11 protein-coding genes are annotated in these 12,931 nt (G+C 42.1%); 4 read left to right on the forward strand and 7 right to left on the reverse strand.

The features are described 5' to 3' along the window. Positions 1-24: 24 nt before the first annotated feature. Together ACL02P_RS10215 and ACL02P_RS10220 are read right to left on the reverse strand one after the other, a co-directional pair. Entirely contained in the window at positions 25-852 is an 828-nt protein-coding gene (locus ACL02P_RS10215) for an undecaprenyl-diphosphate phosphatase (protein ID WP_009227094.1), read from the reverse strand. A 36-nt stretch (positions 853-888) separates the two neighbouring features. After that, the gene (locus ACL02P_RS10220; RefSeq protein WP_412837204.1) at positions 889-2,322 is read right to left on the reverse strand and encodes a bifunctional metallophosphatase/5'-nucleotidase; all 1,434 of its coding nucleotides are present in this window, start codon (positions 2,320-2,322) and stop codon (positions 889-891) included. Positions 2,323-2,458: 136 nt separating this feature from the next. Here ACL02P_RS10220 and ACL02P_RS10225 point away from each other — a divergent pair, with 136 nt between their 5' ends. The 3 genes from ACL02P_RS10225 to ACL02P_RS10235 all read left to right on the forward strand — a co-directional run bounded on the left by ACL02P_RS10225 (position 2,459) and on the right by ACL02P_RS10235 (position 5,950). Then, entirely contained in the window at positions 2,459-3,211 is a 753-nt protein-coding gene (locus ACL02P_RS10225; protein WP_009227092.1) for a molybdenum cofactor biosynthesis protein, read from the forward strand. 82 nt (positions 3,212-3,293) lie between these two features. Beyond that, complete coding sequence (locus tag ACL02P_RS10230; RefSeq protein WP_028538233.1) at positions 3,294-4,325, forward strand: HD-GYP domain-containing protein; 1,032 nt, start codon at positions 3,294-3,296, stop codon at positions 4,323-4,325. Positions 4,326-4,486: 161 nt separating this feature from the next. Further along, positions 4,487-5,950 carry an IS1182 family transposase gene (locus ACL02P_RS10235; RefSeq protein WP_412837334.1) on the forward strand — a complete coding sequence of 488 codons (1,464 nt, stop codon included), beginning with the start codon at positions 4,487-4,489 and terminating at the stop codon, positions 5,948-5,950. A gap of 153 nt (positions 5,951-6,103) precedes the next feature. On the opposite strand, the gene ACL02P_RS10240 is transcribed toward ACL02P_RS10235, so the two are convergent. From ACL02P_RS10240 to ACL02P_RS10260, 5 genes are all read right to left on the reverse strand, one after another. Continuing rightward, on the reverse strand, positions 6,104-7,444 hold the full coding sequence (locus tag ACL02P_RS10240) for a hypothetical protein (RefSeq protein WP_412837205.1): 1,341 nt from the start codon (positions 7,442-7,444) through the stop codon (positions 6,104-6,106). Next, positions 7,431-8,006: a sigma-70 family RNA polymerase sigma factor gene (locus ACL02P_RS10245; protein ID WP_412837206.1), complete on the reverse strand. Its 576-nt coding sequence runs from the start codon at positions 8,004-8,006 to the stop codon at positions 7,431-7,433. Before ACL02P_RS10245 ends, ACL02P_RS10240 begins: the two co-directional genes overlap by 14 nt. A gap of 208 nt (positions 8,007-8,214) precedes the next feature. Then, on the reverse strand, positions 8,215-9,162 hold the full coding sequence (locus ACL02P_RS10250) for a S8 family serine peptidase (protein WP_412837207.1): 948 nt from the start codon (positions 9,160-9,162) through the stop codon (positions 8,215-8,217). A gap of 15 nt (positions 9,163-9,177) precedes the next feature. After that, a complete protein-coding gene (locus ACL02P_RS10255; RefSeq protein ID WP_412837208.1) occupies positions 9,178-10,986 on the reverse strand; it encodes a hypothetical protein in 1,809 nt (602 codons plus the stop codon). 171 nt (positions 10,987-11,157) lie between these two features. Then, positions 11,158-11,892 (reverse strand): hypothetical protein, encoded by a 735-nt coding sequence (locus ACL02P_RS10260; protein WP_412837209.1) that lies wholly within the window; start codon positions 11,890-11,892, stop codon positions 11,158-11,160. 656 nt (positions 11,893-12,548) lie between these two features. Here ACL02P_RS10260 and ACL02P_RS10265 point away from each other — a divergent pair. Further along, positions 12,549-12,887 carry a L,D-transpeptidase gene (locus ACL02P_RS10265; RefSeq protein ID WP_412837210.1) on the forward strand — a complete coding sequence of 113 codons (339 nt, stop codon included), beginning with the start codon at positions 12,549-12,551 and terminating at the stop codon, positions 12,885-12,887. Positions 12,888-12,931: the final 44 nt, after the last annotated feature.

Genomic DNA, 12,931 nt, shown 5'->3' on the forward strand with positions numbered 1-12,931 from the left:
AATACTGCCCGCCCTTGAAGTGTATTAACGCATAATAAAGATCCAGAACAAGGCGGCCAAAACAAACCGATAATAAGCAAAATGGCGAAGCTGCACCTTTTGGATGAGCTTTAAGAACGCCAGTACGACCACATAGGCCACAACAAAAGCAACCACAAAACCGATCAAGAAATACCCGATCGTTTCGGACGTCAAATAGCGGTACGAATCCAGCATTTCGTAAGCGGACACCGCACACATGATCGGGATGGCGATAAGGAACGAGAAGTCGGCAGCCGCTTTGTAGCTGGCACCGCTCAGCATCCCGCCGGCAATCGTCGAGCCGGACCGGGAGAAGCCGGGCCAGAGCACGGAGATACACTGATACAACCCGATCAGAAGCGCTTGTTTATAGGTCAGCTGATCCATTTCTTGCGCAGTAACCTCCGCTTTGTTCTTATTAAACCATTCGGCGAAGATCATGAATAGGCCGCCAACGACAAGCGCCCACAATACCGTCTGCGAGCTGAACAGGCCTTTGATGAAATCGCGGAAGAAAAATCCGACAGCCAGCGCCGGCACAATCCCCAGCAGAATATGGATTAAATTAAGACGGCCCTTCGGGGCGTTCAGGTCAACGACCGTTATTTTTTTGCTTAAGCCAAGCAGATTTAAGATCCGTTCCCGGTAAACCCAGGCCATGGCAAGGATCGCCCCAAGCTGAATGACGATTTCAAAGGTTTTCATCTCCGGCGACTGATCATCGTATCCCATCAGCTTGGCAGTTAATATCATGTGTCCCGTCGACGAGACCGGAATAAACTCGGTTAAACCTTCCACAATGGCTAAAATAATCGAGACAATAAGACTCATTCGTTCCTCCTGATCGAGTGTGACTTCGCGCTATAGTTATTCTACTTTTTTCCACCGGGATTGAAAACAGGTATCCACTGCGCCGGCCGTCTGCAGTTCAAAGCGGAGCAGATCGCGCAAAAATTCAGGGAGCATATAACGCTTCTCCGTCCCCCGCTTTAATCGTTCATAACCGACGCCAAAGGTGAACATATCCAGCGTGCCTACGAGATACGTCTGGTCGCTCCGCAATGGCTTGCCCGCAACGCTTGCCCGGATGATCCGCTCGAAGGGGGGAGCGTCAGGGTTGTATTCAATCTCCATTCCGTCAACGCAAATGCCGCCAAGCACCTTTCCCCGAAAGCCAAATCCCATAATGAATTTGCCCATCTTCTCCTCAAGCAGCGATTCCTCCAGACTTGCCAAAATATCTTCCCCGGACAGCCGCATCGTACAAGGGTTAATCGGCGAAGGGCAACGTTCATGCAGCATTCCTTCGCTGATCTCTCCAGCCGGCAGGCTAGCGAGCAGCTGACCGCTGTTCACCAGAGAAAATTCGCTGTTGGTATGACGGCGCACCGCTTGAGCCAGCAGATTGCCAAACGGAGATTCTGCCTCGTAGGACACCGGCAGCTCGCGATCCGTCACCGCAACCGTGCGATTCAACCGGAGCTTTGCTGCTTCTCTCTGCAAGGCGATGGCCGTCTCCACCTGCTCCAGCTTCGGCCCTTCCCGGACAGGCAGGCAAACCCCGTCCATCGATAACCGTCCGGTTACGGCCTCCCGGAGAACAACAACCTTCCCTAAGTAGTTGCCGAACTTCCCTGCAGCCGTAACCATCGTTGATCCGATGCGCAGCGGCTCCTCCAGCAAATGATGGGTGTGCCCGCCGATGATCAGGTCGATGCCCGGTACCGTCTCGGCCAGCTGCTGATCCATCGGCAGGCCTAAATGGGACATCACAATGACCAGATCCACCTCATCGCGCAGCTGACTTACATCCCTGGCGATCGTTTCCAGCGGATTCAGGGATTCCAAGCCCAGCAGCTCATAGAACTCAGCAAACGCAGCCGTCGCAGCCACCAGCCCAATCTTAAACCCCTGCTTGTGCACGACCAGACGGCTCTGCATCCACGCTGGGGGCCGTCCCGTCCGCATCTCTACGATATTTCCGCAAACGACGGAGCTGTGCAGGCCGGCGTAGGCCTGGCCCAACATTTCCGGCGTAAAGGTCAGCCCTTCATTATTGCCGATCGTTACCGCATCGTATCCCGTTAGGTTCAGCACGTCCACATTGGCCTGTCCTAAGGTGCCTTCGGTTTCGATCGCCGCCCGGTCCATATGGTCGCCGATATCGAGAAGGAGCGTAGAAGCCGGCGCCTCGGCACGCAACTCATCAATCATCGCCGCGATGCGCCCCATCGTTTCAAAATGGCTGTGAATATCGTTGGTGTAGAGTATCGTTAACGTTTCCTGGTTCGTCTCCGGCATAAGCACTACCTCCTTGCCCTCTCAATCTATTCGGCTTATTCTAAATTTTAGAGTTCAATGTGTATTATATACCTTAAAATTGATCGTTGTCTTGTTATAATGTATATTACTTACAAACTATTCCGAGGAGACTCCTATGAATATTCAAATTGCTCTTTTTGCCGGGTTGGCGGACCGGATCGGTACGTCAACCTTAAGCTTTGCATACCCTTATCCAGAACGTCCAATTACAGCAGCCTCGTTAAAGGAAGCGTTAGCTGAGGCTTATCCCTCAGCAGCTGCGCTGATTTCCGCCTCCTTCGTTGCGGTAAATCAGGAGTACGCTGCAGGCGATACGCCCATCCATGCGGAGGACGAGATCGCACTGATCCCGCCGGTATCCGGCGGAGAATGGAGTTCGAACGATGCTTCGGATCCGGCGGACGATCAACTGTACATCATCACGGAAGAACCGCTGTCCGTGGAGGAGATCACGGCTAAGGTTATCACCCCCGACCATGGCGCCGTTCTAACGTTCACCGGGACTACCCGGGAATGGACGCAAGGTCAACGGACCGTCCATCTCGAATACGAAGCCTATGTGCCGATGGCCTTAGCCAAGCTGCGCCAAATCGGCGCCGAGATCACGGAGCGCTGGCCAGGAACCCGCTGTGCGATCAGCCACCGGATCGGTCGCGTGGATATCGCGGAAATCAGTGTCGTCATCGCCGTATCGGCACCTCACCGGGCCGGATGCTACGAGGCCAGCCGCTACGCGATTGAACGTCTTAAGCAGATTGTCCCGATCTGGAAAAAGGAAATCTGGGAAGACGGTTCGGAGTGGAAGGGCCATGGACTTGGTCCGTGGGACCCTCGTGTACCGGGAGAACACCTCCTTTCGGGTGATTGACAAACCTAACAATTTCGTTGTCAACCCATTTGTTTCCTGATATGATTAAGAAAAACAGGAAGATTACGAGGTGTCATCGTCTTTGAAAGTACATATTATGGAGCTCAGTCCAGGCGACCGTCTCCAACATGACGTATTTAATCATTTCGGCGTTTTTGTTTTGCAGAAAGGCTGTGAATTGAGCAGCGATTCCATCGTTAAGCTAATGCAGCATGGGATTGACTACGTAGATATCGAACCGCAAACCTTAGACGCCGAATTCCCTTCGGATCCTGCCTTCCGGGCCAAGCCATATATGGATGAAGCCGTTGACGGTTTCGAGGAACTGTTCCTGAAAGCGCTAACGAACGGGACGATCGACGAAGCGAAAGTGGACAAGCTGTTAGAGCCGATGATCTCAGAACTGGATAACCAGAAGGACGTCGTCTCTTTATTGCTGATGATTGGTGACGGTGACAATTATACTTACCATCATTCCATGCAAGTCGGCATGCTCAGTTATTATATCGCCTCCTGGTTAGGGTATCCTAAGGAAGAAGCCTACAAGGCTGGGAAAGCCGGCTACTTGATCGATATCGGCAAGAGCAAGGTCCCACAGAGCATTTTATCCAAGCCCGGCAAGCTGACGCCGGAGGAATTCGAAGAAGTGAAGCGTCATTCCGAATACGGTCATGACATTATTCTCAATTCTACCGGAGACGAGCTTTCGGCCTTGGTGGCGCTGCAGCATCACGAACGGGAGGACGGCAGCGGTTATCCGCATGGCTTAACAAGCAAGGATATCCATCCGTTCGCCAAGATCGCCGCGGTTGCAGACGTGTATGCGGCGATGACCTCCAACCGGGTCTACCGCTCGAAGCAGGAGCTGCTGTCCGTGCTGCGCGAGTTAAACAGCCTTAGCTTCGGCCAGTTGAGCCCGGAGCCAACGCAAGCATTGATCCGTCATCTGTTGCCGAACTTCATCGGCAAGAAAGTGATGCTGAGCACCGGCGAGATCGGTTCTATCGTCATGACGAATCAAACGGACTTCTTCCGTCCGCTGGTCAAGACGGATTCCCGATTTGTCGACCTGTCCAAAGAACGCGAAACTTCGATAGCGGAAGTATACTTATAAATTTATGAAGCTTCCTCTAGGTCTTGACCCGACTAGAGAGATCCCTGCAAAAGTCAACCTAAAATCTGTAAAAAACAAGCCCAGTTCCACATAGGTACTGGGTTTGTTATATATAAAAGAAAATGAGAGAGATGAGACCCTTGCTACAGTCTGCCAAACAAATGACGGTATCTTTCCATACCGAACTATACAAACTCATTCCGGAAGACCATCAGCTGCGTAAAATTCATGAAGTCATCGACTTCTCTTTCATTCATGAACTCGTTTGTTCATCTTACTGTGAATATTATCGGAGACCGGCTAATGAGCCTGAGCTCCTGTTTCGTTTGCTGTTTTTGCAGATTCTCTACAATCCGTCCGACGAACGGATGATCCAAGAAGCACAGGTCAACCTTGCTTACAAGTGGTTTCTGGGGCTTAACCCGGAAGATCCACTTCCGGATCCCTCTCAACTATCTCGCTTTCGTAATCATCGTTTAGGCGCTGGAGCCGTAGATGAGGTACTCAAAGCCGTTGTTCGTCAGTGCATCGAGAAGGGATTAGTGAAATCAAAGACAATCATCATGGACTCCACCCATACGCTGGCAGCTTCACAAAAACAAAAGCCTCTTGAGGTGCTACGAGATGCGGCAAAGCGCCTATTCCGTGTCGTAGTCAAAAAGCATCCGAAGCTCGAAAAGAAACTCCCACGGCTACCGGAGCTGAAGAAAGATCAGGAGGATGCGGAGAAGGTCATGCTGCACTACTTGGCGGAACTTGGACAGACTGTCGAGACCCTGTTACCCGATCACGAGGGTTCCATCTCGGAGAAGATCCGGATCGCCAAAGCGATCGTGGAAGATGAGCGGTTGCTTGCCCAAAAAGGCATTTTGTCGGCGATTGACCCCGACGCGCGTTTCGGTTGGAAGAGCAGTACGAAGTCCTTTTTTGGCTATAAAGAACACATTGCCATGACCGAAGAGGAGATGATCACTGCCGTAATCGTTACCGGAGGAAGCTCGGATGACGGAAAGCAATTCAAAGAACTCTTGAACCAATCCCTGGCAACAGGAATTGAAGTCGATGAAATCATTGCCGATACCGCGTATTCAGGTAAAGATAACTTAGCCGAGATGAAATCCAAAGGGATCCGGCCTGTTGTCCCACTAAATCCAGTTGTACATAACGGGGGCCTGAGGCAAGAGGGCTTTGAATACAATAAGGATGCGGATTTCGTGATTTGCCCGGCAGGTGAGCACAGTACTCGTAAAGCTGTACAAGGAAGCAAGAAAAGTGGCGAAAGCCGTTCACTTGTCTTTTACTTCGATACGGAGAAGTGCAAGACTTGCCCGCTTAGAGAAGGTTGCTTGAAACCGGGAGCGAAAAGCAAAACCTACTCCATTCGGATCGTGGCAGAGCACTTCAAGGAACAAATCGAATTTGAGAACAGTAATACGTTTAAAGAACGCATTCGCCGCCGACCGATCATTGAACATAAGAATGCCGAACTGAAAAGATTTCATGGGATGACCAAGGCCAAATACCGTGGTCTATTTCGCATGCGAATACAAGCCATACTTACCGCTTTTGTGGTAAACGTGAAGCGAATGGTGAAGCTGAAAGAACAAATGCAGCCCGCCTCTTAAGGGAGAACGGACTGCATTTATTTGTTTTATGCCACATTTTAGTCGGTTGCCACAGCGTCTTATGCCCTCAACCAAAAATGAGGGTGTTTTGCAGGGATCTCGACTAGAGGAAGCTTTTTTTTGTTACATATCAATATCAATTGAAAAAAAACACTATTTCATGTAAGGCAGGAAAAATTGTAACGTCCAAGGACCATTGATTACATAAGTTGGTTCAGTTATATTGAATGTCAGATATTCTTGTTTTGGATCAATGCTAAAAATTAGATTTTTTACTTCTAAAGTTGATTCATCAAGCTGAGTTTTGTACGTAACGGCATTCCCTGTATGATCAACCACTCTAAAATCACGTAGCTTTTTTGCATGGTCCTTCTCATCATGAAGATCTGTTTTAATGATCACTGTTGAGTCATCTTTACGTTCCACACTCAAAAAATCAATCGAAAAATCTGCTGCTGTTACTGAGACTTTGGTAGTAATTTGCCCTTGGGTGGGTACAGGCAGAGTTACTTTATATAGCAAATTGGACATGTCGGCAACTATTATTTTAGGAATGGTTAATGTAAAGGGACCTTCCTCATTTGCATCAAACAATAACTCATTCGGATTATACTTAGATGTCGAATCATTTTGTATAACGATTTCGTTTCCTTTGGAATCGGTTAATCGTAATCCTCTGGATGAATGGATCCCAAAATCAACTCTATTTGAGTAAGGCAAATCCGATAACAGGTTAACTCGGACACGATGTTTCTCTAGTAGTTTGACCACCGATGTTATTAATACTCCATTTTTATAATTACTTGGTCCTAATTGCTCAATATTTTCTGCAGATTCTGCTTCAGTGAGAATTAAAGGTCCTATAACATTATTATCATAACGTAGCTTAAATGACGGGTTATCCCGAACCTCCACTTCACCTAAGTAGTAATATGAACTTTGCCAGGAATGTTCCGTCTGATTACTTATTGCAAGTTGAAGCTGATATTCACGCCCACTTTCAGTTATTAGTGAAACGGTTTTAGGAGGGTTCCCCCCAGTACCTACCAAGGAAATCTGCACTTCTTTATTTGTCACTACAACCCCATAAATAGTCTGCTTTACGTCAGCTAACATATTTTCAAAAGGTTGTTCTAACACATATATGTGTTGATCTTGTTGCTCTGTCATCTGCACAATTCCTAATCCAGGAATAAAGTTAAGTCGTTTCCGCAGATCTGCTATCACTTCCGGAGACAAAATGGTCATCAGAACTGTACCTAAAAGTAAAACTAAGATTGACGCTTTAGCAATCATTGATCGTCTAGATCGTTTTAATGAAGATCCATATTTTAGCCCAAGGCGGCGAAATGTATTATCTGTTATTCTTGATAATGTTTTAACATCTGGTAACTCATCCGCAAAAAAATTTATGCTTTCAATATCATCCACTCCATACTTATCAATGGAATTTATTAGATTAAAAATCTGTTTTTCCTCATTATTTATGTCCATAATCATCCCCCTCCCTTAGCTTTATAATTTGTTGTTTTAATGACTTTCTTGTACGTATCAATCGGTTCTCGATTGCCTTCACTGACAATCCCATACAATTAGCGATCTGAGTAATTGATTCATATTGGAAATACCGCTTAATTAAAATAGTTCGGTCAGGTTCGGGTAGTTGATTAATTACCTGCACAAGTTCTTTTCTTTGTTCCAAAGAAAATACAATTTCATCGGGACGCTCACTTCCCACAATCCAGTCATTCATTTCTTCTTTTACCCCTTGTGTACGGTTTAACCTCCGGTGATAATCCAATGCTTTATACTTGGTAAGTATAAGTAGCCATGTTCTGAATGTCCCCTTGTTTTCATTGAACTCACTAATTTTTTTCCAAGCAATAACAAAGACGTCACTGATACATTCTTCAACATCCTGATCACTTCCCGTGCCAGATAAAATACGACGTGCAAGTGCATATAGACTCCTACCATATACTTTGATTACATATTCAAGGGCACGAGGATTTTGGTTTCGCATCTCACCAACTACATTATCCTCATTTATTTTCATTTGAACCCTCCAAAACATTCTTCGTTTTCTAATACTACGTCGATAAAAATGAAAATCCCTCAAAATATATGATATAAAAAATTGAGTGCAGTAGTTCAAATTAACCAACCCTGCACTCGGATAATACAAAATATATCCTAAACCTTTTATCAGTACCATGAAACTTCAAAAGAGAGGTTAGAAAAAAGGGAACAAACTAACCATTTGATCACTTATTTATAAAGAACAGTTCCCCTGACCACGGCTGATAATCAATAGTATTTTTTCTGTTTGTCAACAATTGATTTCTAATTGTTTCAACTGTTGCATTGGGATCTGATTCTAACATTAGAGCAATTACTCCAGTCACAACTGCGGCTGAAAAGGAGGTTCCCGAATTTAAACTATAACTATCACCTGAAATATTACTTAGTGATAAGATGTCTATTCCAACAGTAACCAACTCGGGTTTGTGACGGCTCTCTGACCAAGAGGAGAAACTTGCCAATTTATCATCCTCCAAATCATAAGTATAGTTATTGTTTACTGTTCCCACAGTTAGAACATTCTTTATTGTTGCAGGGAATAAGACACTATCCTTATTTGGACCCTCATTACCAGATGGACAAACAATTATGATCCCTTCCGTATTTAATATTTCTACATAAAATTTGATTTTAGAGTTTCCTCTATCTTGTGGAATATATTTACCTGCTGACAAATAGACTAACCTTATGTTATATTTCTCTCTATTTTCGTAAATCCAATTTAGAGCAAGAGATAGTTTATTTTCATCAGTTTCTCCAAACTCATTTATTGTCTTTATTGCTATAAAGTTGACTTCCGGTGCAATACCAACAAGTGCGCCATTTGCACCTATAATCCCAGCAACAAAGGTTCCATGTCCGTAGTCATCATACATTTTGTTATCTTTATTATTAACAAAATCTATCGATTTAATAATTCTATGGCCTTCTATATCGTTATGTGGCGCGATACCACTGTCTACAATTGCTACCGTGACATTTTCCCCAGTAAACTTGTAAAGACTGTTATCCCGAAGACCAATGTACTTTATAATTGAAAGACCTTGTGACGGGATACCATTCGATGCATTAATTTCAACACTCGTTTTAATAATTATTAAAAGAAAAAAACAAAGAATTATAGATAGCATCTTAATTGGTTTTATTTAAATCCCCCCAATTAATTGCTCGACATTAATTCCAGCCGAGATTGTTCTTAAGTCTGTTGTTTTGTTTCTAGGCGAAATAGTATATAGAAGTTCATTGTCATAAACAGAACTTAGAAATTGATTCACTTCCTTTTTTCTTTTCTCATCTAAATTTGACATTAAACTTAATGTTTTCACACCTTTTAAAGTCGAGAATAGATCCGGCTCTCCATTTGGTCGAGTATTATTTTTAAAACCACCGCTAACATATAGATTTTCGATAGCATTATAAACTTTACTTAAATCATTTTTTTCAAAATTATTGGTTCCTAGAAGGTACATAATTTTATAAACATCACAAACATAAATGCTCTGAATTATTTCATTTTGGCTTTGCTCAGCTTGAATCTTATCTTTGATAAAACTCACGATTTTTTTGCGTAAGTTGTTATCTAGATCAACTTTTAATTCGTTAAGTAGTTCTATCCCGAGTGAAATATCTAATATTTTTTGTACATCATTTGTATTATTTTCAGATAACAAAATTGAATCGAGATACATTCCAATACTTTTAGGGAGTTGTTTGTTCTCATTAAATACAACATTTAACAATTTCGCTGATTTTGTTAGAAAATAAATATTTTTAAGCTTATCGCTATCTTTTATGGATATGTTTTCTTCCATAAGAACCCTATGCCATGTAGAAATTAATTGATTTACTTTTGTTTTATCGTATTTAAACCCTGATGATTCAGATAAATATAAACCAAAATAATTGTCATCTACTTTTAATATAGGATTTAAAGTACTAGTAAAACGAGTTGTCACAGAATTGTTTATATAGTCATGCAACTCCGTTTTAAATGGGAACTCATACCTTGAATATAAACATAGCTGTAGTATTATATAAAGATATTGTGGGTCAGCAACCAATTGATTGTTTAAATAAAGATCAGAAAAAGATGATTTTTCAGAAAACATCGAGCTTAAATACGGTTCTATGTCAATCTGTAGTTCAAAGAACTGATTTAATTGAACCAGATTATATATAGTAAGAATTGATAAGAAATCATAATTCATAATTGAAGTTACTTTTTCACTAATTCTAGAAACCGATTCTTTTCTTTTTAAATTTATCGCCTGTGGCAAATTAGTTGGTGTAATATCCAGTTCCTTCAATCCAAGTATAATTACTCCACCGTAATTTAAAATACCGTCGGATACTTCGAATGATTCAAAGAAAGAATCATCAGAATATAGACTAATAAATTTACTTTTCACTTTTTGTAACATAATTGATTTAGGATCTATGTATTTTAGTGCAGAAATTGCTACTACAGTAGCAGATAATTTTTCTTCAAATGTTTCATTTTTTTTCTCCCAAAAGAATAAATTGTCTTTATGATCAAAATGACTCTCTAAATACTTAATGAATTCGTCTGGTTTAAACGCGCTAACATGAACTAATCTATTAATATTTGTAATTGTTCTTATATTTTCTAATTCCCAATCAGTTCTTTGGCTTTGATCTACTAACTCGTTAAGATATGTCAGTGAATCTGCATCAAAATTCATAAGTTCCATCAACTTAAGAATCCATATTATAGAATAAAGTGTTATTTTGCTATTTGCTAAAGCAACAGAATTAAAGCCAGCAATATCGCCAGAGGAAAAGTAACTTTGTTGCAATAACATATCTAGTTTATGATTTGGAATTCTAGATAAATCCTCCGAAAAATAACTTACATCCTTGCTAGAGAATGAATTAGAAGTACATCCAGTAACCAAAAAAACCAAAATCAATATTAATAAAGCACATTTTTTCAAGCATAACACCTCACTTTTTTGGAAATTTGAATTATTATAGTGGTCTTCATTCAGAATTAGGCCATCTATATAGATGGCCTAATCTATTCTGGAGTTTTTCAGAAATTCTGTAGTATTATGATTTTTATATATGCTAATATAAAAGCCCGCCAGTTATCCAAAAAGTTTAATTTACCAAACTAGTTCAGAGTCATTTGTTCCAATCGTTATAGTCGATGTACCGAACAAATAAGTAGCCACATTGCTACGAATAGCAGAGGTAATAGCGTATGCTTTACCAACAATTCCGCTATACTTATGGTCATATCTCCACGCATTTGATAATTCAGGATAAGTAACAGATGCACTTGACCCACCACCTGTAAACCCGATTCCAGGAGGCCAAGAAATAGTAGCGGAGGTTCCTACATAATTATAGGAGAAATTATCGGTGTGATTAATTTTTGTCGCATTTACAGGATTTGAACCTAACCAAGCAGTATATGATGTACCTGAAAATGTAATTTTGTAATCTGTAGTAAGTCCATTACCTTGTTCGACATAAACATTCGTATCAAAAGTGTTGTATAGTTCGGCTCCATTATGCTCATCAGACTGCCAATCATACAAACTAATATTATAATTATCTTGTGCTGAAAAATTCTTGAGTTTAGCTTCATATTTCGATTTATCCTTAACCAGTTTGGATGGAATAAAAGAAGCATTTCCTTTGCCATCGTCGTAGATAAAAGTAACTTCAGGGTCTGACTTAAGTTGATTAATGACTTTTTGATTTTTTGTTACAATGCTATCGGCAACTTCCTTGGCAGTTGGAGCAGCCAAAGCAAACGCTGAAGAACTTCCAACAATTGTTACACTAAGAAATACCGTCATGACAACAGAGCTAATTCTCTTAATATTTCGCATTTTTCCACCTCACTATTTTTTGTTTTTGAAACCTCTTTCTACATCGCGTACATATGATACTACTTACTCTATGAAGTTGATAAATAGAATCGCTCCTTCTTCGGTATATATTTAACCCTTCCATTTTTTATGTATTTTATTTTATGCTGTTCCTTATGAAGGATTACACCTACTCCTATTTGATTTTTATTGTAATCAGGGCATGCCTGCTACAATCTACTGAACCATCTATTTATTTAATAAAATATTATTAATCAAACAAATGTGCTATAATAAATGATAGGACTACTTCTTTGTACACCAAAGAGGCTAGGCCACCCAAACCGATACCAGCTGACCCGCCAAAGCTCACTGGTATTGGTTTTTTATTTAAATATGTAAAATCATAAATGGTGAACAAAAAAATATTCTTTTTTGGTTTTTTTTTACATATTCATCATATCACCATTAAGCGCAATATGTATATAGTTTTTTTGTGATATTTTGTAATTTTTTATTTTAACACTACAAAATTTGACTTCTTTACGCATAACCATATTTATACGTCACTTATTCAATAAAAAATAGAAGCATACCAATTTAAATCCTTTCGCCCAGTCAACGCCAGCCCGCCCAACATACACTAATGGTAAAAATACGGGAGGCTACGCTAAATCATGCCTAATTACCGTATCATCGTGGACTTGTCGGACCGGATGCTGTATCTGCTGGACGACAACATCGTCGTGCGCGGGTTTCCGGTCGGCATCGGCAAAATGCTCACACAAACCCCTGAAGGAACGTTTACGATCGTCAACAAGGCCCCGAACCCCGGCGGGCCGTTTGGCGCCTATTGGATGGGCTTGTCCAAGCCCCATTACGGGATCCACGGCACTGATGATCCTTCCTCCATCGGCAAAGAGGTTTCACACGGGTGTATCCGAATGTATAACCCGGACGTCATCGAGCTAGCCCGGATCGTGCCGATCGGAACCAGCGTAACGATCCGCCAGTAGAGCCCAACCACGCAAAAAAAGGAGAAGTCCCGCTCAGGGGCTTC

Source organism: Paenibacillus sp. MB22_1 (assembly GCF_047200555.1).
In the GTDB taxonomy this organism is placed as follows: Bacteria; Bacillota; Bacilli; order Paenibacillales; family Paenibacillaceae; genus Fontibacillus; species Fontibacillus phoenicis.